The 23457-nt window shown below is 59.6% G+C and carries 15 protein-coding genes and 1 pseudogene; 9 read left to right on the top strand and 7 right to left on the bottom strand.

What is annotated here, in order from left to right; translation table 11 throughout:
* Window positions 1-412: 412 nt before the first annotated feature.
* The 5 genes from ACX3YD_RS08985 to ACX3YD_RS08965 form a co-directional block, all read right to left on the bottom strand.
* A complete protein-coding gene (locus ACX3YD_RS08985; protein WP_458959718.1) occupies window positions 413-2515 on the bottom strand; it encodes an efflux RND transporter periplasmic adaptor subunit in 2103 nt (700 codons plus the stop codon).
* A 12-nt stretch (window positions 2516-2527) separates the two neighbouring features.
* Window positions 2528-3904 carry an efflux RND transporter periplasmic adaptor subunit gene (locus tag ACX3YD_RS08980; protein WP_458959717.1) on the bottom strand — a complete coding sequence of 459 codons (1377 nt, stop codon included), beginning with the start codon at window positions 3902-3904 and terminating at the stop codon, window positions 2528-2530.
* Entirely contained in the window at window positions 3901-9888 is a 5988-nt protein-coding gene (locus tag ACX3YD_RS08975) for an Ig-like domain-containing protein (RefSeq protein ID WP_458959716.1), read from the bottom strand. The genes ACX3YD_RS08980 and ACX3YD_RS08975 overlap by 4 nt, the downstream gene beginning before the upstream one ends.
* Before the next feature lie 67 nt (window positions 9889-9955).
* Window positions 9956-10708, bottom strand: a complete 753-nt coding sequence (locus tag ACX3YD_RS08970) for an efflux RND transporter periplasmic adaptor subunit (RefSeq protein ID WP_458959715.1) — start codon at window positions 10706-10708, stop codon at window positions 9956-9958.
* Window positions 10705-12249, bottom strand: a complete 1545-nt coding sequence (locus tag ACX3YD_RS08965) for a TolC family protein (protein ID WP_458959714.1) — start codon at window positions 12247-12249, stop codon at window positions 10705-10707. Before ACX3YD_RS08965 ends, ACX3YD_RS08970 begins: the two co-directional genes overlap by 4 nt.
* A gap of 1927 nt (window positions 12250-14176) precedes the next feature.
* On the opposite strand from ACX3YD_RS08965, the pseudogene ACX3YD_RS08960 reads away from it, so the two are divergent.
* From ACX3YD_RS08960 to ACX3YD_RS08945, 4 genes and pseudogenes are all read left to right on the top strand, one after another.
* Window positions 14177-14471 (top strand): annotated as a pseudogene (locus ACX3YD_RS08960) (SOS response-associated peptidase family protein); the annotation flags it as partial.
* Window positions 14472-14615: 144 nt separating this feature from the next.
* Window positions 14616-15536: an endonuclease/exonuclease/phosphatase family protein gene (locus tag ACX3YD_RS08955; protein WP_458959713.1), complete on the top strand. Its 921-nt coding sequence runs from the start codon at window positions 14616-14618 to the stop codon at window positions 15534-15536.
* Entirely contained in the window at window positions 15533-15982 is a 450-nt protein-coding gene (locus tag ACX3YD_RS08950; RefSeq protein ID WP_458959712.1) for a hypothetical protein, read from the top strand. Before ACX3YD_RS08955 ends, ACX3YD_RS08950 begins: the two co-directional genes overlap by 4 nt.
* A 193-nt stretch (window positions 15983-16175) precedes the next feature.
* A complete protein-coding gene (locus ACX3YD_RS08945) occupies window positions 16176-17051 on the top strand; it encodes a hypothetical protein (RefSeq protein WP_458959711.1) in 876 nt (291 codons plus the stop codon).
* Between the two features lie 34 nt (window positions 17052-17085).
* On the opposite strand, the gene ACX3YD_RS08940 is transcribed toward ACX3YD_RS08945, so the two are convergent.
* Together ACX3YD_RS08940 and ACX3YD_RS08935 are read right to left on the bottom strand one after the other, a co-directional pair.
* Window positions 17086-18108, bottom strand: a complete 1023-nt coding sequence (locus ACX3YD_RS08940; protein WP_458959710.1) for a phage portal protein — start codon at window positions 18106-18108, stop codon at window positions 17086-17088.
* Complete coding sequence (locus ACX3YD_RS08935; RefSeq protein ID WP_458959709.1) at window positions 18108-19865, bottom strand: terminase ATPase subunit family protein; 1758 nt, start codon at window positions 19863-19865, stop codon at window positions 18108-18110. Before ACX3YD_RS08935 ends, ACX3YD_RS08940 begins: the two co-directional genes overlap by 1 nt.
* 169 nt (window positions 19866-20034) lie before the next feature.
* Here ACX3YD_RS08935 and ACX3YD_RS08930 point away from each other — a divergent pair, with 169 nt between their 5' ends.
* From ACX3YD_RS08930 to ACX3YD_RS08910, 5 genes are all read left to right on the top strand, one after another.
* Entirely contained in the window at window positions 20035-20865 is an 831-nt protein-coding gene (locus ACX3YD_RS08930; protein WP_458959708.1) for a GPO family capsid scaffolding protein, read from the top strand.
* 43 nt (window positions 20866-20908) lie between these two features.
* Window positions 20909-21925 carry a phage major capsid protein, P2 family gene (locus tag ACX3YD_RS08925; protein WP_458959707.1) on the top strand — a complete coding sequence of 339 codons (1017 nt, stop codon included), beginning with the start codon at window positions 20909-20911 and terminating at the stop codon, window positions 21923-21925.
* Between the two features lie 3 nt (window positions 21926-21928).
* A complete protein-coding gene (locus ACX3YD_RS08920) occupies window positions 21929-22630 on the top strand; it encodes a phage terminase small subunit (protein ID WP_458959706.1) in 702 nt (233 codons plus the stop codon).
* A gap of 104 nt (window positions 22631-22734) precedes the next feature.
* Window positions 22735-23205, top strand: a complete 471-nt coding sequence (locus tag ACX3YD_RS08915) for a head completion/stabilization protein (RefSeq protein WP_458959705.1) — start codon at window positions 22735-22737, stop codon at window positions 23203-23205.
* Window positions 23205-23417, top strand: a complete 213-nt coding sequence (locus ACX3YD_RS08910) for a tail protein X (RefSeq protein ID WP_458959704.1) — start codon at window positions 23205-23207, stop codon at window positions 23415-23417. The genes ACX3YD_RS08915 and ACX3YD_RS08910 overlap by 1 nt, the downstream gene beginning before the upstream one ends.
* Window positions 23418-23457 lie beyond the last annotated feature (40 nt).

Below are 23457 nucleotides of genomic sequence, written 5' to 3'. Positions count from 1 at the left end.
CAGTATCGTTCCTAGAATTGATAAAGGAACTGCCAGCATCACTTCCACATGATGGGTGGCAGCTGTGCGTAGGTGTGGAAGACCGGGGATCTAGGAACCCGGCGCACCCGAAAGTGCCCCGCGCACAGCCGCCATAATTTAACAGCAGACATGAAAAAAGCGCCTGCTTAAATTCAGGTGGCGCCTTGTGCGTCTAGATCTTGTGAAGGGCTTCCACACCCTTGTCGCTGATTTTGCAGCGACTGTAGATGGGGATTGTAGTGGCTAGGGGAATAACAATATGGGCAATGTCGACGCGAGTTGAGGGAGATTCATTACATTGTCCTTGCCCGCCAAAGTCGCTCATCGCCCTGCGTATCCTTAACCCATCCGGATGATTGCGCTGGGACGTGCCGTACGTACCACGCCCCCCCTAAAATCCCGCCTCCCGCCACGCCACCGCCCCAGCCGCCCGTATAAACCTCGCCGCCGGCGATTCCCAGCGCCCGGCGATAGCCACGCGGCCTCGCAGGAGCGGGCTGGTCGCGGGAAGGTCGGCCTCGATGTCGAGGATGACGCGGTACACCGCTTGTTCAGGGTACAGAATGCCGTTGTTTTCCCGCACCAGCACGTGGCCACCGGACAAGGTTGCCAAGGCACCCTCGCCAAGGGTTCGACTGGCGTTTCGGTCAATGCTGCTGATCCGTGCAGTCAGGTCCGGGCCGCCCAGGCCGTCGGCGATGAACAGCGCGCGGTCGCCAATGGCCAGGCGGCGGATTTCGTCCTCGTCGACGTAGGTCACCACTTGCCAGGGGCCGTCTGCGATCAGTTCGCCCAAGGGTTCCTGGTTTTTCAGCCATTCGCCCGGACGCAGATCCGGATCGATATCCACCAGCCGACCCGGGTACTGCGCCATCGGTCGAAAGCGCAGCAGGTCAGCGCCTACCGTGGCCTGCTCGGCATTGGCATGGGCGAGTTGGTCGTGCAGTAACTGCCAGTCCTTACGGGTATTTTTGTCAAAGGCAGCGGCGCCGGATTGCCAGCTGAGGGCGGACTGCCTCGCAGTGGTTTGGGCTCCACGCAGTTGCAGATCAGCCGAGTCGAGGCTGAGCAACGGCTGGTTGGCGATCACCGCTTGGCCATTGGCCACGGGCAGCGCCGTCAGCCTGGCGTGCGCGGGCGCATAAAGCTCCATGCGTTGTTGCGGTTGCAGCAGGCCACTGGTCAACACGCGGTTTGGCCAGGGTAAAAAGAGCAGCACGACCAGCGCCAGCATCAGCAAGCCCGAAACGCGCACTCGCCCGCCCTGACGAATCGCCGGCCAACGAGTACGCCATTCAGTGAACTCACGCCAAAGCGGCAAGGCAATGAACCAGCTGATTTCTACCGCGAACAGAAAGATGCCCAGCGCCTTGATGAAGAAGTGATAGACCAGTGCCGCAATGCCCAGAAACAGGACCAGCCGATAGATCCACACCGCCCAGGCAAAGATCACCAGGCCCTTGTGCAGGCGCGGGCTGAAGTGTTCCGGGGCCGGTTCCTGAAGCTTGAACAAGCGCTCGCGCAGATCCCAGCGGGCCAAGGCAAACGCGCGGTTGTGCAAGTTAGGAAGACCGAGACAGTCGGACAGCAGAAAGTAGCCGTCAAAGCGCATGAACGGGCTCCCGTTGATGATCAAGGTCGACACCCAGGTGGTGGTGGACAACAGGAAGGCCACCTGTTTCGGGCCGCCGTCGGGCAACCAGGCCCAGGCCAGCGTGGCCCACGCGGCGATCGCCAGTTCAGTGAGAATGCCGGCGCCTGCCACCGCCAGGCGCTGGCCACGCCGAGGCAGCTTCCAGACTTCGTTGGTATCGGTATAGGCCACCGGCCACAGCACCAGTAATGCGACCCCCATGGTGGGTACGCGGCAGCCGAAATGCTTGGCGGTCAAGGCGTGCCCAAGTTCATGGCAGACCTTGGCGAACAGGATGGCCGCCCCATACGCCAGCATGCCCTGCCAGGTCAGGGTATCCATCAAGGTCGCCACGAAGCGTGTACTTTCGCGATAGGCCGCCACGCCACCCAGCACTGCGGCCAGCAGCGTGAGCACCCAGAACCCGCGAGTAAACAGTAGCGAAACGTAAGGCAAAACGCGGCGCAGCATGCGATCCGGTCTGACCAGGGGGATGCGCAAGAACAGGTAGTTATGCAGCAGCCATTGCATCCAGCTGCCGCTTTGCCTGGCCATCTGGGCCGCCATGGCCGGCGCCGCTCCGGCTGCCGGCTGCAGCAATTGCTGGTTACGCAGGAACGCCAGCAACTCGTCAAAGGCTTCAAGGTCGAGGCCCAGAGTGGTATCGCGGTTGATCTGCGCGATGATTTCCTCGGGTTGGCGCAACGCCCAGCGACCGAGCATTTCAAAGCTGGGCCAATCGATCTGAAAGAACAGGTTGCGCGCCGGGTCGTGCAGCGACCAGCTGGGTTGTCCGTCACGCAGCCGAGGGCCCGGGACAATGGATAAGTCTTCGCGCAGGGCCGGCAGCAACGAGGGCATTTGCATCCCCGCCTAGAGGGCTAGAAACTGGCGTACGACGGCCAACGGCCGACGCAACACCCAATAAGCCAGCGACACTTGATCGCCATAGAGCTTGACGGTTCCCTTCAGGCCGATACGTTGGTCAGCCGCAGTGGCCAGCGTGGCACGCACCCGGTAGGCATAACTCCCGTCGGGACGCGCGGTTGCCCGATGGCTCATATAGCGCAAGGTGCCAGACAGCGACGTCAGTGGCGAAGCCGCCAGATACAACTGCACCTGCGCCTGTTCGGCCAGTGGAATGGCATCCCCGATAGGTACCCACGCCTCGATCTCGACATCATTGGCCGCCGCGACCTGCATGATTTTTTCGCCGATCTGAACTGGCCGACCAATCCACTCGCTGGGGTCGTCGAGCAAGACGATACCGGCGCCAGGTGCCAGCACCCGGGAGCGCTCGGACTGGCCCTGCAAAAACGTGGCCTCGGCTTCTTTTTCGGCGATCGTGCCCAGCAATGTGGAAATCTGCCCACGCGCCTGCGGGTCGTTGAGCATCATCTGCGTCGCTTGCCGATACTGCGCTCGGGCAGTTGATACCGCCTCCCGCGCCACGGCAAGGCGGCTGTCCAAAGGTGCCTGGTCGAAGGAGAACAACAATTGCCCAGGGCTGACGGACTCGTTGGGGCGCACACTGAAATCGGCGATCACGCCATCCAGTGGCGCACGAATGGTGTCCGGGTTGGCCGGCACCAGCTCACCCTGAGCCAGCACCGTCAAGCGCACAGGGAAACACATCACCCCTGCCAGTATCAGTGCCGCCACCAGGTAACGCCGCCAGCGTACCGTCGTCGAACCACCCCGCCACCAGGCACGCCAGCCCAGCGGTGACCAGCGCGCGGGGCGCTGCAATGCGCACCAGGCGTGTTGCCAGATGTCTCGCCATTCGCACAGTACAGGTTCCAGCTCCACCGCCAAGGGCCAGTCACTGGCCAGCAGCAGCCCGCCGCCGACGGCATTCAAGGGCACCCAGGTGGCAGCGCCAGGCAACCATTCGCCCCACTCTGTGCGAATGTCCGCTGGCAGCGAGGCGATGTCCACCGGCAACGGGCTATCCGCCGGGTGAGTGGCCGAAAGGTGCTCACCCAGGCGCCGCAACCACTGCGCATAGGGGACGTTGCCGTCGACCGAAACCACGCCGGACAGCGCGCGTACACCGCCGTCGGCCATCCATAAAGCCGCTTGGCGATAGGCGAGCAATAAACGGGTGTCGTTGACCAATAAAAAGCCCAGCTCGGCAGTGCTGGTTGCGGCCCGGGCGCGCTGCCCGAGCTCTATCAGTGTCAGCAGCGGATTGACCGACGCATGCACCGCCGTGGAACCCGCGACGTCGATGGGTGCCCCGTCGCTCATAGCGGCCTGCCGGGCACACCCGCACTCTGCGCCAGACCCGCCAGGCGCTGCCCGCTCGTCGTGCGTGCGTCACGCAGTTGCTGACTCAGGCTGCTACGCCCGGTGGGCTCGGCCACGGTCGCCGCAGGGTTTCGGCCAACCGGCGCCTGGGCACGATGGTCACGCTGGATGACGATATCGAACGCTTGTACCGCTTCATGCCCGAGGCTGTCCCGGGCCATGACCCGCACCGTCAACTTGCCGGCAAAACCTTCGGGCGCGATGCCTTCGAATCGCCCATTGCGCGGGTTGAACTTGAGCCAGGGCGGTAGCGGCCGGCCATCTACGAGTTCAGCGCTCAACTGCAGGCGCTCTCCCGCGATGCTGTGGCTGAACGCATGGGTATCGAGTTGCACGCTGATGCGCTCACCGCTGCGCATCACCAGATTATCGATAGGCCGGCTCACCACCAGCACCTCACGGCCCACCGACAGCGGCGCACTGACGTCGGGGCCAAGCAGTTCGGCAAGCCCGCCACGGATCGGCGCGTCCGCCTGCAACGTCTGGCCGAACAGGCCGGGCGACTGCCAAGGGCTTTGGCTGGCAACACTCAGAGCCGGCGGGGGCAGTGCACTCTGATCGCTAAGGCTCGGGGGCAGCAACGAGGCGGGATACACCACGGACGGCATAGGCACGGGGACCACGGGCGGTGTCTGGAATAGTGCGGGGGCGGTAACGGCATTGCTGACCACGAGCTCGCCGTTGCTGCTATCGGTGGCAACATTGCCGGCCAGATCGGTGACGGTGGCGACCACGTTGTACTGTTGGCCGGGAGCCAGGTTCAACCGGCCACTGGCCGGCACTGCGGTGGCCAAATCCAGTCGCCAGGCGCCCGCCACCGGCGTGACGTCATAAGTTGCCCCGCCGACGCTGACCGTCAGGTGTTCATCCGGTGCCAGCGTCACGCTGCCGGTCAGTGTCGGCGTGGTGCTGGTGGTGGTCTGCGCATCGACGCTCGGGACGCTGGCCGTCGTGTGATACACATAGACTTGCGACCTCACGGCGCCGTCGTTGCCGACAAGGTTGCTGACCTTGACCTGCAGCGTGTTGCTGGCGGTCATCGTCTGGCCACTCAGCGACCAAGTGTCAGCACCTACGCTGGCACTGGCAGTCGTCCAGGTTGCGCCGTTGTCGAGCGATACCAACACTCTCTCGTTGTTACCCAAATTGGCCGACAAGGTGCCGCTGATGGTTTGCGCCGCCACGTTGGTGATGAAGTCCGAGGACGAAGCACCGCTGTCTTGAGAGAAATTGATGCTGCTGACCAAGGTCCCGGGTGTGAGCGTCCCCACGATCAGTTCGCCCGCGGTAATATCGCTGGCGGTATTGCCGGCCAGGTCGGTAACGCGGGCCACCACGTCGTATTGCTGGTTCAGCGCTAGCGCCAGGGCGCCGCTCGCCGGCACTGCGGTGGCCAGATCAAGGCGCCAGGCACCGGCCACCGGCGTAACATCGTAAGTCGCCCCGCCGACGCTGACGGTCAGGGTTTCGCCGGCCGCCAGGGTGGCACTGCCGGTCAATACCGGGGTCAGGCTGGCGGTCGATTGCGGGTCGATGCTGGGGACAGTGGCGGCGGTGTCATACACATAGGCTTGCGACAGCGCCGCGCCGTCGTTGCCTGCGGCATCGCTGACCTTGACCAGCAGGGTGTTGCTGGCGGTCAGCGTCTGGCCGTTCAGTTGAAAGGCATTGCTGCCGACGGTTGTGCTGGCGGCGGTCCAGGTGGCGCCATTATCGAGCGAAACGTACACCACCTCTCCCGAGACCAGGTTCGCCGACAGGGTACCGCTGATGCTCTGCGCGGCGACGTTGGTGATGAAATCGCTGGTCGAGCTACCGCTGTCGTTCGACAGGCCCACAGTGGCGACAGTGGTGCTCGGGCCGGTGGTGTCGAGCACATAGGCGCGGCTGGTGGCAACCCCATTGTTGCCGGCCAGGTCGGTGACGCGCAGCTTCAAGGTGTCACTGGCGGCCAGGGTCACGCCGTTCCAGGTCAAGGTCGTGCCGCTGACCTTGCTGGTGATGTCGGTCCAGGTGGCGCCGTTATCCAGCGACCCATAGACAACGTCGCCCGCGGCCAGTGCTGCGCTGAGGGTGGCGCTGATGGTCTGCGCAGCCGTATTCGTGATGAAATCGCTTTGGCTGATGCCCGTGTCCGCAGACAGCGACAGACTGCTGAAGGTGATGGTCGGCGCGGTGGTATCGAGCACGTAAGCCTGCGAATAGCTCGCGCCATTGTTGCCGGCGTCGTCGCTGACACGCACCTTGAGCGTCCCGCTGCCGGTCAGCGTATGGCCGGCCAGCGTCCAGGTGCTGCTACCGACGCTGGTGGTGGCCAGGGACCAGGTCGCGCCGTTGTCGAGTGACACGTAGACGTGCTCGCCAGACGCCAGATTGGCCGCCAGCGTGCCACTGATGGTCTGGGCTGCGGTGCGCGTAACGAGGTCGACGGCCGAGGTGCCGGTATCGGCGGAAAAGACCGCGCTGGCCGCGGTGTTGGTCGGCGCCGCGGTATCGATGACGATGTCCTTGTTGGCGCCCAACGCCCCGGCCGTGCCGGGGGTGGCCAGGGTGAGCACGGCGGGCTGGTGGGCACCGCTGGCATCGAAGATGGTGGCGCCGTTGAGCGCCAGGGCGCTGGTCGAGCTGTAGTCGAGATCGGCGCTGTTCTGGCCGGCGCCGACGGTGTAGCTGAAGGTCAAGGTATTGGTGCCCGACCCACCGGTGTAAGTGGCAGTGCCGCCGCCATCCAGGGCCAGCGTCGGGGTGCCGCCGGTGGTATCGACGGTTACCGCTGTAGAAAAGTCGACCGTGAGGGTGATGGTCTGGCCGCTGCCATAGGCACCGTCGGCGGTACTGGCGCTGATACTGGAGATGCTCGGGCTGCTGCCGTCTACGCCAACACCGGCGGTGCTGCCGACGCTGTTAAGGGTGGTGCTCGCGTCGTTGCCGGCGTGGTCTCGCAGGCTACCGCCGTTGAGGGCCAGCGCGCCGACGGTGATGCCATTGCTATCGATATCTCCATTGGCCACGGTATAGCTGAACACCAGCGCGCTGACACCGGAGCCGGAAACATAGCTGGCATACCGAGTCGTGGCGCCGACCACGATAGCGATACGGGGCGTACCGCCCGTGGTGTCGACGTACACCGCTTCGTTGAAGTTGACCGTGAAATTCAACGCGCTGGCGCTGTAATACGTGCCGTTGGCCGGCACGGCGACTGAACCCACCGCTGGCCCAATGGTGTCGACCGTGACCTGCGCCGCGGACGACGCCGCCGAGACATTGCCTGCCGAATCGGTGGCCGTGGCCGTGAAGACATGCCCACCGTCGCTGAGCACGCCAGTGGTGTAGCTCCAGGCGCCACCCGTGGCGACGACGCTGCCCAGCAGTGTGGCGCCATCGTAGATGCTGACAGTGCTGCCGCTTTCGGCTGTACCGGTCAGCATGGGCGTAGAGTCATTGGTGACCCCATCGGAATTGGCCATCCCGCTGTCACTTGCAGTGGCGAGCGTGATGGTCGGTGCAGCCGGTGCGCTGCTGTCCAGTACGTAAGCCTGGCTGCGCACGGCGCCCTGGTTGCCGGCCGCATCCACCAACTTGAGCTGCAGGGTGTTGCTGGCGGTAAGCGTTATGCCGTTCCAGTTCAAGGTAGTGCCGCTGACCTTGCTGGTGATGTCGGTAAAAGTGCTGCCGTTGTCCAGCGAACCATAGAGGATGTCACCCGCGGCCAGCGCGCCGCTGAGCGTGGCCTGGAGGGTCTGTGACGCACTGTTGGTGATGAAGTCGCCCGCGGTACCCGTGTCGTTGGAAAAACTCAAGCCGCTGAACGTGGTGGTCGGCGCGCTGGTGTCATACACGTAGGCCTGCGACAAGACCGCGCCGTCGTTGCCCGCAGTATCGCTGACCTTGACGCGCAGGGTGCTGCTGGAGGTCAGGGTCACACCGGCCAGCGACCAGACGTTGCTGCCCACGCTGGCACTGGCGGTCGTCCAGGTCGCTCCGTTGTTGAGCGAGACATAGACCGTGTCCCCCGCCGCCAGGTTGGCCGACAAGGTGCCGCTGACCGTTTGGGCGGCGGTATTGGTGATGAAATCAGTGCTGGACGTACCGCTGTCGTTGGAGAAGCTGGCGCTGGCAATGCTGTTGGCAGGCGCAGTGGTGTCCAGGGTGTACGCCCTGCTGGTGACCACGCCGTTATTGCCGGCGCTGTCGGTCACTCGCAGCATCAGGGTGTTGCTGCTCGAAAGCGTGGCACCGTTCCAGGTCAGGGTAGTGCCGCTGACTTTACTGGTGATATCGGTAAAGGTGACGCCGTTGTCCAGCGAGCCATAGAGGACATCGCCTGCTGCCAAGGTATTGCTGAGGGTAGCGCTGATGGTCTGACTGGCGGTCTTGGTGATGAAGTCGGTAGTGCTGGTGCCTGTGTCCGCCGATAACGCCAGGTTACTGAGTGTGGTGGTCGGTGCCGTGGTGTCCAGCATGTAAGTGTGGCTGTAGGCGGTGCTGCTGGTGGCGTTGGTATTGATGACGCGGGCCATGAAGGTGTTGCTGCCGGCCAGCGTGGTGGTGGTGCTCCAGCTGGTGGAGCCTACGGCATAGCTACTGGCGTTGTTCCAGGTACTGCCGTTGTCGTAGGAGACTTGCACCCGCTCACCCGTGCCCAGGGCAGCCGACAGCGAACCGCTGATGGTCTGGCTGGCGGTATTGGTGACGAAATCGCTGGCGCTGGTGCCGGTGTCGGCGGACAACGAGGCGGAACTGACGGTGGCAACGGGTGAGGCCAGCTTGACGTCGGTGATGATGAAATTCTGGAAGATCGAGTAGTCATTCGAGTCGATGGTGACGCGGACGACGTCGTTGATGCTCTGGTTGAAGGACGATATCGGGACCATCATGAACGGGTCTACGCCGCCCTGGCCGAAGTTGCTGGTGCTGCCGTTGGCGTAGGTCAGCGTGAAATGCAGCATGCTAGTCTGGGCTTGTGCGGTCAGGCCGGAGAGGTCGAAGGTATAACCATTCTCGGCGGTGATGACCAGGCGGGTGCCGTTGCCGAACCCAGTGGAGGCGTTGTAGGGATACAAGCCGTCGGCATCGAAGCCCATATTGTCGGCCTGGAAATAGATGTGGACCGTGCTGTTGCCACTACCACTGACATTGCTGACTAGCCTGTCGATCGTGATATTGGTGAAGTCATAGTTCGATTCGGTGCCGTTGAAGTTGACGACATCGAGCACGCCGTCGTACTGGACCAGCGCCAACTCCCGAGTGTCGATGACGCCGCTGTGCGCCTCCAGCGTCCAGTTGCCGCCCAGGCGGGCGGCGCCGGTGAGGTCGGTCGATGCGGCCACGTCAGCGCCGGTCGCCTGTGCCAGGCCGCTGAGCAATGCTGCGCCGTCACCTGCGCCCACATCGCAACCGTACAGCAACAGGTCGCCGTCGGCGGTGAGCGCCTGACCCAATTGCGCCAGTTCGGCTTGAGTGGTGCTGTCGGACAGCGAACGCTGCGTCAACTGCGACGCCCCCAGGTTGAGCACACCTTCGGAGCCATGGGACAGAATATGAATCGCATCCAGCCCACTCTGGGTGCTGGCCCAGGCGGCAATTTGCGCCAGGCCATCCTTGCTGCCGTCGAACTCGACGATGCCAACGCCATCGCGCACGCCGGCTTCGAGGGCCTTGTAGTTGGCCACCGAGGTATCGACCAGAGCCACTTCCTTCTTGCCGCTGTCCTTGGCCGGCTCGGCCTCGCGCACCGTGACCGCCGGCGGTACCGCCGCCACTGCTGCGTCCGGCGCCTGTGCCGCGTGGGCCGCATCGACCACTGCCGCGCCGTCGAACATGAAGCGCTGCTCCAACGACAGCAACTGCGAGGTGCGACGCAAGCGCGGGCCACTGGGGGCCTTCAACGAAGAACGCAGCAGAGACTCGAGGGACTGGGTCATGGCTAACTCCTGGGCGCTACCGTGCACGCAGTGAAATGAAGGTTTGATCAAGCAGGCCAGGTATCACCTAAGGCGGCGTCATTGCCACCCGACCACTCATGCCCGCCATCAACTCGGGGAAACGACCGTCGATGACCGCGCCGAGCTTGATCGACTGGGTCACCGCATCCACCCGGGCGCCGATACGCTGGACCTTGGCGGGATAGGTCTTGCCCGTTTCGTCGATGCTGACTTGAAAAACGCTACCGGGGTGCAGCCACGCCAACCAGCGCGAGGGCACGATGAATTCGAGCTCCAGGGTGCTGTCATCGAGGATTTCCAACAGCGGCTGGCCGGGCTGCACGAATTGCTGCTCGCGCACTTTCTGCTCGGCGATGCGCCCGGCGAACGGCGCGGCAATCTGGCACTTGCTCAGCACCGTGCGGCTGCCCGACACCTCGGCCTGGGCCTTGAGCGCTTGCGCTTTGGATACATTCAGCTCCACCTCACCGACCGAGTTGAGCTGCGCCAGTTTTTGATTGCCCTTCAGGCTGGCATCGGCGGCCATCAGAGAGGCTTGAGCCTGAGCCAGTTGCGCTTGCTGCAGCAGGCAATCGAACTGCACCAGCACCTGCCCCTGCTTGAAGGACCCGCCTTCGGCCAGCGGCAGACGGGTAATTTTCGCACCGATCTCGGCGGACAAGGTGGTGTAGCGCAACGGCGTCAGCTGCGCGCGAATTTCACGGTTATCGAGCCCTGAATCGGCATCGGACACAGCCGCGTGCGCCACGCCCCAACAGAGCAACGCGGCGACTGCGAGCGGGAGGCGCACCGCTTTCATGGCGCCGCCTTGATGGCAGGCAACTGGCCCTGATTCCAGGTTTGTAGCGCGCTGCCCACGGCGCTGGTCAACTGCGCCAATGGCATGCTCGAGGCTCCTTCTATGCTCGGCTCCAGCCCCAGCGTCGCCTGTAGCCGCGAAGCCGCCGCCTGGCTACTGGACAACGCTTGATAACGGCGCAATTGCGACAGCACCGAGGCGCTTTGTTGCGAAACCCGATCCAGTGGCGTGACCTGCGCCGCCTCGGCCTGGTTGGCCACTTGCTGTGCCAGGCGCTCATCCACCGAGGCAATGGCATTAGCACGCGCCAACTGGTGAGTAGCGTTGGCATATTGCAGGCGTGCAATGTGCAACTGGGTCAGCACCACCATCTGCGTGGCCATGCGCCGCTGATCCGCCAAGGCCACCCCGGCATTGGCCAGGCGCATTTGCGCGGGCGCCGACAACAGCCCGAGCAAGTTGTAGGAGATCTGCACGCCTGCGTCGGTCCAATTGCGGTTGATCAGGTATTGATCGTTACTGGTCTTGTAACCGTAGTTGAACGATATCCCTGGAAACAGCTTCAGCAGCGTGCGCCGGGTTTCCTCTTGGGCGATACGTGCGTTGTAGATACCTTCGCGCAGGTCCGGGTTGCGCACCAGGGCATATTCTTCAAGTTGCTCCACCGGCTGATTCAACCAACTACCGTTATTGTCGGTGGCAGGCTCGACGACGACGAAATCAGCACCCAGCGGCAAGTTGGTCAATGCCGCCAACTCGACCCGCGCGGTGGACAATTCCTGCTCGACCAACTCCATCAGCCGCAGGTTTTCCAGCAACTGTCGCTGATAGCGCAGCGGCTCCAGGGGCGAGCGGACTTTTACTTCTTCGGCACTTTGCGCATCCTGCAAGGCCGCTTCGGAGTCGGTGATGGTGGTGCGCACCAGCGGCATCAGTTTTTGCGCGGCCACCACGCGCCAATAGGCGCTGCGTACATCCTGCATCAGATTGTGCAGGGCCTTTCGGCGGCGCTCGGAGGCTATCATTACGCGATCGGCATTCTGCCGCGCCGCGTAATAACTTTGACCGAAGTCGAGCAAACTCCAGGAGATACCGATCTCGCTGGTGACGGCTTCGCGACTGGAGGAAATGTATGGGTTGGCCAACGATTGCGCACCGGTGACCGAGTCCTTGCTGTTGGTAATAAGCTCGTTGTTACGCCCGCGATAGCCGGCGGACGCAATGAGCTTGGGCAGCATGTCGAACTGCCCGACCTCGAAGGTCCCGGCGGCGACTGCCTCTTCCATCGCCCGGTAGCGCTGCTCGGCGTTGTACTTGATGGCACGGGCCACGGCGCCTTCGAGCGTCAACGGGCCGTTCAGGGGTTCGACATCACGTACCAGTGCGGCCTTGTCCGCCGCCACGATGGGGCGCACATCCGACTCCTTCAGCGCCGCTTCGTCGTACTTCAACGTGGAGCAACCGCTCAGCATCAACAAGCCACTGAAAGCGAGAACATTACTGGCGAACGGCAATTTTCGAGCTGAACGAGACAGGCGCATTGAAAAATCCCTGAAATTGAATATCCCTGAAAACTCACAACCGCGACCTGACTGAGAACACTCTTACTGGCGCACTGCGGATCCCGAGTATAAACACCGCTTATTGGCACGCCAATGGCGTGCGATTTCCAAGTTGTCGACAACCTGCCGGAAAACTTTAGCCGTCGTGATTACGCGGGAATGGCTTCGACCGGCCCACCGCCTGCTCCAGCGTCCCGCCTTTGTGTGCACTGCCCCGCCTTTATTGTGCCAGTCCACAACCGCGCAACTTCCTAACGTCGAGCCCTACCCCGCTCGACGACTACGATCACCTGACCAACCACGTGCAGCGCTGGGAGCCACAGATCCGCGCAGCGTGCAGCCCCGGGCAGTACCGCCACCATACTCAAGCCCAGCCTGGTCGATGACCAAGCTCGGCGATTTGCTATATGGCATCAACAACCTGAAAGTTCACGAGGCGCGGTTGCATCACCCCAAACGTGAATCTCAGCGAGTAGCCCAATCCTGTTAAACTCCCCAGCTCCCAGCCTCACCGATTCCAGATCCCCAATGTCCGTAACCAACGCCAAGCCTGCCCCGCTCTCCCGTCGTTTTTCCGTCGCGCCGATGATGGATTGGATCAGCTAATTCTGTAGGCCTCTAAACTCCTAGCCTTGAGCGCCATCAAGAAACGCACGTACCACTTTCGTACCACCCATCTTCTTTTTTCCCCCAGGCGGGACAAGCGACGTTCCTCTCGCATCGTCGGCACACACGTCTGTCGCTCCAATCCCCAGCACTTCCTACAAGCGTTTTGTGCGGGCAATAAAGACCTGCGCGAGAGTGTCTCTTCATCATCTGCATGAGTAAGTGACGAGGCGATCGGCTGTACTGCCTCACAGGTGATGTCCTTTTTTCGGGAAAGGCATCGGAAAAAGGTAATTTTGGTAATCCGAACGTTTGATCTGGCTGAGAGCCTTGATTTCACTGGCCTGCAAAGGATCAGCACAAGGTAATTTTTGAGTAATGTAGAGGTAAGGTAATTACCTTTTAAGGAAGTAATTTTTGATTTTATGCACCCCTTATAAATCAGTCACTTACATCCACATTACCTTTTTCATTACTCAAAATTACTTTCTAAAGTAAGCCAGCAAAGCCAATGAATACGGGGCTTACAGCGGCGTACCGATATCCGAATTACCACATTACTTTTTTCCGATAGCGTTCCTGAAAAAACGCACCGAGTGGTGACTTATGCCTGGCGTACAACCGTGCCTGGGGAGATAAATCATTTGCCCTACCCTTCGCAGGGATTCGCAGGCTTTTTACCCCACACGATCACCATGACAACGCCCAGCCTTGGCTGCGTTCAGCCTCCTGCAGGACTGCGGAAAAAAAGACCCATTTAGAGCGCGGGCGAGGTGGGGGGACGACGGCGCGCGCCAGGTCAGTATTGCCTCATGCCCACCCCGTGTTGCACGCCAGTGCCCCAAAACGTACCAACAGTTCGTCGCGCGCATATCGCACCGTGCTCAATATTTAATAACTGTATGCATAACCAGTTCTTATAAGTCTGACCCCCTTCATGAATGTTTAACCCATCCGGGGCTGTTGCGAAGATCACAGGCTTATCTTGACGCTGCCCGATGGACATCAATACGACCTAGTGGAAACCGGCCGAACCGTTGAGGGAGTCAGCTACCGATAGAGAACCCGGACATCTACCGGACAAAGGTCGACGCTGCCCAGGTGGCCCAGGAATGTCACGATCTGCATGCCCTCGAAAAAATGCGGCCTCTAATCGGCCTAGCCAGATTCCGCATCTATTCCTATTGCCTTGATCGTTTTGATCGGCGTGAAGATTGCGGGACGTGCAATGGCCTAGGGTTTGTCATGAAGACATTACCCCTTGGTCGACCCTGATGGCACAACAAGAGGATCTGGACCCTCGATCGGTCAGTTGCCTACCACTGAGCATGTGCCTTGTGAGTACGAAGGATTCGTTATCATTACTGCCGACAGCGCCGGTGGTATGGTGGACATCCACAACCGCCGACCGGTTGCGTTATCGTCGGACCTGGCTCGTGAATGGCTGACCCCAAGACACCCTCAGGAGCGCGCGGAACAAATGGCGTTCATGCAGGGGGAACCGACTGAGCCATTCGAGAGGCTCAAAGTAGATCTCGGGGGGCAACGTGCGGAATCAGGGAGAATATCTGAAAACACCTATTGAACGACCATAAGTAACCACCTCAAGGCAGTATAGGATTAACGGGAAGGACAGTGGCCCAAAGAAATTGAGCCTTCCTCAAGCAAAAATCTGCCGGAAATTGAGCTGCGCGCAATAGTAGAATGCGACTCCAAATGACCTTACTCATGGTATAGAAATGGTCGGCACCGAAGAAAGCAAAGACCATCCTGAGCAAATTACAGTGGCATGGTGGAACACCAGCTTAGCGCCATCAGGGAATAGCAGGGATTGCAACGAACTGAAGAAAAGTGCCGTGGCAGTTATTGCTCATCTCATTTTTATATTAAAAGCAGATTTTATTGCTCTTGGAGAAATATCAGAAACAGATTTCTTCTACCTACAGGCAGAGCCGATTTTTTCGCACTTAGCTTTTTTATCCGGAGTTTCAGCAGCAGGCCGTTCCAAATTCGATATTTGCTATATTTATAACCCAGAAAAAATATCAGTTTTACGCTCAGAAAATATCATTTCCAAGAGAGGCAATAGCACATTAAAAATCGCCCAAAGACTGGATTTATTACATAAGTCGAGCGGCACATTTTTTCATATGTTTTCCTCTCACTGGCCAAGTCTGCTTTGGTGTGAGGAACAACATGCCGACAGACATGTATTGGGTCTTAGGTTACGCGATGCCGTGGACGAGATAATTGATGCCAGCGCTACACCACCCTATATAATATTACTTGGAGACTATAATGACGAACCGTTTGCAAAGTCACTGAGCCACCATGTTATGGCGACGAGAGATATAGAGCTTGTCCACCAAAGAAAACACTTATTTTACAACCCATATTGGGGCTATATCGGCAGACGTAACACCGACATTGCCACAGCGACAGGTAGTTATTATTACCGAAGCGGAATTACCAACAGATGGCACACCTTCGACCAAATAATCTACTCCCACGCCTTTATCAAAGCCCAAACATGGCGTCTTGCAGACAACAACTGTCATCTTAGTGAAGTTCCAGGACTATTCGACCTCATTACTAGTCCGGATTCACATTTTGACCACATACCAGTATACGGAACAATTGAACGGGTAAAATTGACATGACAAACTTTAAGGAATCTTTCGGCAAAGGACTAAAAGCAGCCGGCGACGTTGAAGCAAAACTCGCTGAGATCGAATCTGTGTTCTTGGAAATGAACAAACAACTCTCCGAAGCTAGCGATGGAAAAATTCAAATAACTCGAGAGGCCAGAGCATCGGCGTTAGACCTCTTCACTATGGGAGTACTTGGAAAATCGGCGGAGCCTTCTGCACCAAGAACTACATATATCGTAGCCACTAATCCTCTCGCAAAGGGAAAAAACAAGGAGGACATTGGAGTTTGGGAGATAGACAAGCATGGATATCCTTGTCAAATAAAATTTGGCAATGATAGCTTCTACTGCGAAGATAAACGCGCACTAGAACAAACATTGTCCACAATTCTGACAGATCCCGACGTCGGAAGAGCGCTACAGCGGTTGTTAAATCTGAATATCGACCCTTTCTAAGCAACTGAAAATATTCACTCAGACCTATACCAGATAATTGACAAAGGTACTTTTTGGCACACAAACCAAAAATCGGTCACCAAGTTACAGCATTAAACCGCCCATTACAACTCCAATACACGCATTATTTTACAGTGAAAGCCTTAGCGCTATACTGAGCAGCTTTAAACTTTAAAAACTCACAGAGGAAAACATGGAACACCCAATTAAAAGCGACTTTATTTTTTCAAATTATTGCGCTTGCTTTATAGATCTACTTGGTCAAAAAAATTCGTTGGCAGGGCAAAACCTCCTTCCAACTGATGAAGACAAGCAAGCACAATTAGACTTCTTAAAGGTTGCAAGGGAATCTATTGGTGCAATTTCAAGACTGCAAGGATTCGCAGAAACGTTCAGAAAAAAACCCAACATTAGTACGTTCGATCTCAGCAAACTTGACCCCGAACAACTTGAACTATACAAAAAAATGTCCTCGGCAGTGCCAAAACAACAACGCTGGTCCGACGGATTAGTATATTATCATTCTTTACAAGGCGGACAGGATGACTGTCCGATCAGTGCAGTGTATGAAATATTTGCCCTAGCTGGCGCTCTTTGCTTATTTAGCCTGTCCACAGGCTATCCAATTAGAGGTGCTATCGAGATCTCTTGGGGAGTTGAACTGCATGACAATGAACTATATGGCGCCATCGTTGCGAATAGCTACATATTAGAAAGCGAAGTAGCCAAATACCCAAGAATTGTAATAGGTGAGTACACGGTACGATATTTGAAAGGTCATCTCTCTGTTGCACCGGATGACAAAATCGACATATACAACCGAAACATGGCGACACTATGCCTAGATCTGATAGCAAGCGACAAAGATGGAAGATACATACTTAATTATCTGGGTGAGGACTTTAGGCGGCAAATTACGCAAAATGAAGCACCGGACATGTTCAAAGAAGCGATCAGCTATGCCACTTCGCAACTAGCATTACACAAAATAAACAATAATGAAAAACTCACTCAGCGATATGAATGGCTTCTAGAGTATTTCGAATTTAACAGAGAACACAACTTTTAAAGTGGCAAGGGGCATTCAGCCCCCCTTAGCATCATTACTTAGCTTCTTTTAACTCGTAGAGGTTGAATCGAACAACCTCTTCACCTAGCCATTCGTTTAACTGAGTCATTCGCGCCTGAATCGGCTCTAATTCATTAGATGCATATATTTGCGCCGCTTCCCTGATCGAACCAAACCCACCTGCATTCTGCGGAACAATCCCCATCAACTGCGGCGGAATCCTCAAACTCGCCAACACATCATCCCGCGTCTGATTCTTGATCGAGTTGAACTCATCCTTCGCCGCCACCTCACTCACCGGAATCAACTGAATCCCATCCTTCTTGCCGGTCGGCGAGTAGACGAACAAATTCCGAAAATTCCCCGGCCCCTTCGATTCCTTCAACGCCTTCCGCAACGCATCAATATCAGCCTCTGTCTGCGCCGCATCCGTCATGTACAGAATGAACCCCGCATGGCTCCCATTCTCGTAATACTTCCGCCGAAACAGCGTCGCTGACTCGTTCAACAGCGCCGACTGCAACGCACTGATCCACTCCGGCAGTCCATAAATCTCTTGATGCAGATCCGCCTCACGCAGATGAAAAATGCTGTCCGGCTCAAAGGCGTGTTCGTCCTTCCACCCGCGCACCTGGTAGAACTGTCCATCCGGCCCGGCGCGCATGTGCTTGGCCAATGGCGCCTCCAGCTTGCGCACCCCGCCCAACCGCGAGCGGCGCCCCTCAAGATAGCCATTGCCCAGGCAAAGAAAGTCCAAAGCAAACTGCTCAAATGAAGCCCGCGACAGCAGCGGATGCGGGATAAACGTCTTGCTCAATAAGTTGCGCTTGAACATCAACCCCGAATGCAGATGCACACTCGCCCCCACCGACCGGGCCAGCCCATCCAGCGACAACGGCGGCTCATACCACCGCCCGTTAAACCAGCACTCCAAGTAGTCGAAAACCTCCCGGCCACCCAGTACCGGCGTCGGCTCGCCGAAGGAAAACACCTGAGTCCCGGCGCCAGTAGCGGGGGTGGTCGCGGGCAACGTCTGGTTGGCCAGTTGTTCTGTCATCAGTAAATCTCCATGCGCCCGGTGTTGGCAGTGGTCTGCCCCTCAAGCGGTTCGTGGTGCAATGCGTGAAAGAGCGCCCAGGCCAGGTCGGCGTGGCCGGTATTGTCGTTGCGGCCGGCGGTGTAGGTGTACTGGCGTCCGCCGGCAGTGACGGTCTTGCGGATCGCCATCAGCGACTGGGCCATGTCGGTCCAGCCGGCGTCGAATTCGAGCCGGCCCTTGTGGATCACGTCGTAGGCCTTGAGTACCAGGCGGGTTTTGACTTCGGGCGAGTAGCTGAAGGTGGTCACGGCCGGGAAGAATTGGCGCACCAGCTGCGCCACGCCGCTACCCAGACCGGTGACATCGATGCCGATGTAGGTCACCCAGTAGCGGTCGCAGACGCTTTTGATGAACGCGGCCTGTGCGGCGAAGTCCATGCCCCGGAACTGGTGACGTTCGAGGATGCGGAACTTGCCACCGGGCACCAGCGGCGGCGCGACCACCACCATGCCGGAACAGTCGCCCGTCTCGGCCGGGTCGTAACCGATCCAGACCTGACGGTCGCCGAACGGACGCATGGCAAAGGGTTTGTAGTCCTCAGCCCACTCGACCCAGCTGTCCACCATGCACGACTGCAACAGGGTCAACGGGAAGATGCTTGCGCCGTCGTCGACGAACTCGCACATCAACAGGTTGGCGAACGCCTCGGGGCTGTACTCGCGGCGCAGCTCCTCGATGTCGAACAGGTCGCAACCGCCCCGCTCCGCGTCCAGGATCGTGACGATCTGCCGCCACAACCGGTCCTCGCAGAATCGGCCCTGCTGAAGTGCGCCGTGGGAGACATCCACCTTCGTATGCTGCGCGGCAGGCTTGCCCTTGTTGAAGCGCTCACCCGTCCAGAAGGTATACGCCTCGTGGGCCATGCTCGACGGCGTCGAGAAGTAAGTCTTGCGCCACTTCTTGTGCATCGCCATGCCCGAGGCGACCTTGTTCAGTTCCTCAAACTTGAACGTCCAGAAGAACTCGTCGAAGTAGAAATTGCCGTGGTAACCCTGGGCGGTGCGGGCGTTGGTACCGAGGAAAAACAACTCGGCGCCGTTGGGCAGCACGATGGGATCACCGGTCAACTCAACGCCGATCACTTCCCTGGCGAATGCCTGAATGTAGCCCCGAAACAGGTAGGCCTGGTTCTTCGAGGCCGACAGGAAAATCTGGTTGCGCCCGGTGTCCAGGGCGTCGATGAACGCCTCGCGGGCGAAGTAGTAAGTCGCCCCGATCTGCCGGCTCTTGAGAATGACGCGGGTACGCTGATTACCGGCCCGGCACCAGTCTTTCTGGTAGTCAAAACAGCCATCGATAAAGGCCTCGCGCAGCAGCTCGACCTGGTCTTCGCTGATTTCGTTTTTCGGGGTTTTCTTCTTCGGGCCTTCGTTGCGCTTGGCCAGATTCGGGTTGAGGTCAGTTTCGGTACCGCCACCCCGAAAACGCTGGATTCGCGCCTGGCGCTCCAGCTGCCGATGCAGCAGGTCGATCTCCTTGAAGTCGCCGCCGCTCTTGTTGTCCTTGAGGATCAGCTGCACCAGCCGCGCTTCCAGCGCCCCGCCGATACGCTCGACATTGTCAGCCCGATCCCACTCGTCGCGAGCCTTCCAGCTGTGTAGCGTTTTTTCCTTTTCGCCCGTAGCCTCGGCAATCTCGCAGATGCGCCAACCCATCCAGTAGAGGAACTTGGATTGGCGGCGGGGATCGATGGGCAACAGTGCGGTCGTAGTCATGGCCGCGATGCTGCCGCCCGCGTCCGCGACTCAATAGCACCGCCCCTTGTAGCCCCCTTCCCTACAGTCCCGCCTCGTTGCCGCAACTCGCGCGCGTCACGACCATGCCCTTCATCGCAACGCACTGCTTACCCAACAGCAGGCGCCCCAAGCAATGAGGATTCCCGGCATGAAGAAATTTCGCAGCAACTGGTTCCGCGTCGCCGTCGAGGGCGCTACCTCGGACAAGCGCACCATCAAACGCAGCTGGCTGGAACAGGCCGCGAAGAACTTCAACCCGTCCACCTACGGTGCCCGCATCTGGCTGGAACACTTCCGCAGCCTGCTACCTGACAGCCCGTTCAAGGCCTACGGCGACGTGCTGGCGGTGAAGACCGAAGAAGTGGACGTGAACGGCCAGAAGAAACTGGCGCTGTTCGCCCAGGTTGAGCCGACTGCCGACCTGATCGCGATGAACAAGGCCAAACAGAAGATCTATACGTCCATCGAAATCGACGACAGCTTCGCCGACACCGGTGAGGCCTACATCGTCGGTCTCGCGGTCACCGACTCGCCGGCGAGTCTGGGCACCGACGTTCTGGCGTTCTCAGCCCAGAAACCTGACGTCAGCCCCTTCAAAGATCGCCACTACTCCGCGACCTCAATGTTTACCGAGGCGGTCGAGACCGAATTGACGTTCGAGGAAATCGAAGAAAAACCGAGCCTTGGCGCCCAGCTGTTCAGCAAGGTGCAAGCCCTGCTGGGCGGCAAACAGGCCAAGGACGACGCCGAGTTCTCCCAAATCAGCCAAGCCGTCGAGGCCGTCGCTGAACACGTCAAGGATCTGCCCGACCAGTTGGCTGCCGAGAAGAAGTTCTCCGCCGGCCTAAACACCCGGCTGGATCAACTGAGCAAGGACTTCACCGAGTTGAAGGACAAGCTCTCCACCACCCAAGACCACAACCAGAAGACGCGCCCTCCGGTAACCGGTGGCGACAACAAGGTCATGACCGACTGCTGACAGCCGGCCCACCCACAGCCCCGAACCACGAAGGACGACATTCATGCGTAACGATACCCGCGAACACTTCAACGCCTACCTGAGCCAAGTGGCACGCCTCAACGGCGTGTCCTCGACCGCCGCCACCTTCGCCGTCGATCCGACGGTTCAACAGACACTGGAAACCCGCATGCAGGAATCCAGCGAGTTCCTGGGCCTGATCGGCGTCATCGGCGTCGATGAACTGCAAGGCGAAAAAATCGGCGTGGGCGTCAGTAGCACCATCGCCGGCCGCACCGACACCACCGGCAACGGCGTGCGCCAGCCCCGCGACGTGTCGTCGCTGGACAATAAAGGCTACAAGGCAGAAAAGACCGACTTCGACACCGCAATCCGCTACGCACAGCTCGACGCCTGGGCGAAGTTCCCGGACTTCCAGGCACGCCTGCGCGACGCGATCCTCAAGCGCCAGGCCCTCGACCGCATCATGGTCGGTTTCAACGGCGTCAGCGCTGCCGCCACCACCGACCGTCAGGCCAACCCGCTGCTGCAAGACGTCAACATTGGCTGGCTTCAGCAGTACCGTGCCAACGCGCCCGCACGCGTCCTCAAGGACGGCAAGGCTGCCGGAAAGATCGTCATCGGTACCGGTGCAGAAGCCGATTACAACAACCTCGACGCGCTGGTGTTCGACGCCGTCGCCAACCTGATCGACCCATGGCACCGCAAGGATCCGGGCATCGTCGTCATCCTCGGCAGCAACCTGGTGCACGACAAATACTTCCCGCTGATCAACAAGGAACAACCCGCGTCCGAGAAACTGGCCACCGACATGATCCTTTCGCAAAAGCGCATGGGCGGGAAGCAACCGGTCGAAGTCCCTTACGTGCCGGACGGCGCGGCGCTGATCACTACGCTGGCGAACCTGGCCATCTACTGGCAGATCGGTGGACGCCGTCGCTACGTGAAGGAAGCGCCGGAGAAGAACCGCATCGAGAACTACGAATCCAGCAACGACGCCTACGTGGTCGAGGACTACGGCCTCGGTTGCCTGATCGAAAACATCGAACTTGAGGCCTAAACCATGGCCAGCAGCCTCGCCAAACAGCACTTTCAACGGGTCACTGCCGCCATTGAGGCGGCAGCCACCGAACCGACCCAGACCATGGCTGGCGCCACCGCCTACGAGCACCAGCTCAACCAACTGCTGCAAGACCGCCTTCGCTTGAAACAGGTGCAATCGAACCAGGGCAAGGCCGAACTCAAACGTCAGCTCCTGCCCGAGTACATCCCCTATGTGCAAGGTGTGCTGGACGCTGGCCAGGGTGCGCAGGATGAAGTGCTGACCACCGTCATGGTCTGGCGCTTCGATGCCGGCGACTTCACCGGTGGCCTCGACATCGCCCAATACGTACTGAAGCACAAGATGGTCATGCCGGACCGATTCGCCCGCACGCTGGGCTGCCTGGTCGCCGAAGAAATCGCGACCGCCGCGTTCAAGGCGCAGAAGGTCGGCGAGCCGTTCGACCTGGCCATCCTGCACCGCACCGCCGAGCTGACCGACGCCGAGGACATGCCCGACCAGGCACGCGCCAAGCTGTTCCTCGCCATGGGCCGCGCAACGCTGGAAGGCATCACCGACGAACGCCCCGGCCAACCTGGTCAGGTGCAAGCCGGTATCGACCTGCTGAAGAAAGCCATCGACCTGCACGACGCGTGCGGTGGCAAAAAGGATCTGGAGCGGGCCGAACGCCTGCTCAATAAACTCGCTGCCGCTGGCAGCTAACCGAGCGTCCCCACGCACCCCGCCGGCTCGGGGCGGATCGGCCAGGCCGCTCCTCCTGAACGTGAAGCCCCGACCACCGGCGACCTACAACAGAGCGCAGATTCATGAGCGGATTCGTAGCGGGCGGCAGCAGTACTCCGGCCCCCAGCGGCCACATCAACACCGACCCCTTCTGGCCATCGATCGACCTCGACGACGTGCGCGGCACCTTGCGCATCGACTCCAGCGTCACGCCGATCCGACTTGAAACCGCGACCATTGCCGCCGCCATCAGCGTGAACCGCGAGTTCGCCACATGGCGCCGCGCCAAACAAGCGGAAGGCTACGCCAATCTCGCGGACGTCCCGGCAGAGCAGATCGAGGACAAATCTGAACTTGTCCACCTCTACCAACGGGCGATCTACGCCGCGACCGGCGCAGAAATCTGCGAGCGCTACCGCTCCTACGACAGCACCAACAGCGGCAACCAAAACGCCGACGATCTGACCCCGAGCATCGACGAACTGCGCCGAGACCAACGCTGGGCCGTGCGCGACTTCCTTGGCCTCGGCCGCACCACCGTGGAGTTGATCTGATGGCCGTCAGCATTCGCACCCAGCAGAATGACACCGTCGACGCGCTTTGCTGGCGTCACTACGGCCGTACCGCCGGTGTGACTGAGGCAGTCCTCGAAACCAACCCCGGACTGGCCGACTACGGCCCAACCTTGCCGCAAGGCCTTCTGGTGCAGATGCCAGAAGCCCAGGCCGCTGCACCGCAACGGCAGATGGTGAACCTATGGAATTGAACCGCCTGCACCGCGCCCTTGAACCCAACCACTCCGGATC

It is taken from the genome of Pseudomonas fluorescens group sp. PF-1, from assembly GCF_054481335.1.
The sequence above is the reverse complement of the archived record's forward strand: the minus strand, read 5'-3'. Positions and strand labels throughout refer to the sequence as shown.

Bases quoted from the DNA above. Each gene is read 5' to 3' on its own strand.
- ACX3YD_RS08985 (WP_458959718.1), bottom strand. From the start codon at position 2,515: ATGCCCTCGTTGCTGCCGGCCCTGCGCGAAGACTTATCCATTGTCCCG.
- ACX3YD_RS08980 (WP_458959717.1), bottom strand. From the start codon at position 3,904: ATGAGCGACGGGGCACCCATCGACGTCGCGGGTTCCACGGCGGTGCAT.
- ACX3YD_RS08930 (WP_458959708.1), top strand. From the start codon at position 20,035: ATGAAGAAATTTCGCAGCAACTGGTTCCGCGTCGCCGTCGAGGGCGCT.
- ACX3YD_RS08940 (WP_458959710.1), bottom strand. From the start codon at position 18,108: ATGACAGAACAACTGGCCAACCAGACGTTGCCCGCGACCACCCCCGCT.
- ACX3YD_RS08910 (WP_458959704.1), top strand. From the start codon at position 23,205: ATGGCCGTCAGCATTCGCACCCAGCAGAATGACACCGTCGACGCGCTT.
- ACX3YD_RS08975 (WP_458959716.1), bottom strand. From the start codon at position 9,888: ATGACCCAGTCCCTCGAGTCTCTGCTGCGTTCTTCGTTGAAGGCCCCC.
- ACX3YD_RS08935 (WP_458959709.1), bottom strand. From the start codon at position 19,865: ATGACTACGACCGCACTGTTGCCCATCGATCCCCGCCGCCAATCCAAG.
- ACX3YD_RS08925 (WP_458959707.1), top strand. From the start codon at position 20,909: ATGCGTAACGATACCCGCGAACACTTCAACGCCTACCTGAGCCAAGTG.
- ACX3YD_RS08970 (WP_458959715.1), bottom strand. From the start codon at position 10,708: ATGAAAGCGGTGCGCCTCCCGCTCGCAGTCGCCGCGTTGCTCTGTTGG.
- ACX3YD_RS08955 (WP_458959713.1), top strand. From the start codon at position 14,616: ATGGTCGGCACCGAAGAAAGCAAAGACCATCCTGAGCAAATTACAGTG.
- ACX3YD_RS08950 (WP_458959712.1), top strand. From the start codon at position 15,533: ATGACAAACTTTAAGGAATCTTTCGGCAAAGGACTAAAAGCAGCCGGC.
- ACX3YD_RS08920 (WP_458959706.1), top strand. From the start codon at position 21,929: ATGGCCAGCAGCCTCGCCAAACAGCACTTTCAACGGGTCACTGCCGCC.
- ACX3YD_RS08965 (WP_458959714.1), bottom strand. From the start codon at position 12,249: ATGCGCCTGTCTCGTTCAGCTCGAAAATTGCCGTTCGCCAGTAATGTT.
- ACX3YD_RS08915 (WP_458959705.1), top strand. From the start codon at position 22,735: ATGAGCGGATTCGTAGCGGGCGGCAGCAGTACTCCGGCCCCCAGCGGC.
- ACX3YD_RS08945 (WP_458959711.1), top strand. From the start codon at position 16,176: ATGGAACACCCAATTAAAAGCGACTTTATTTTTTCAAATTATTGCGCT.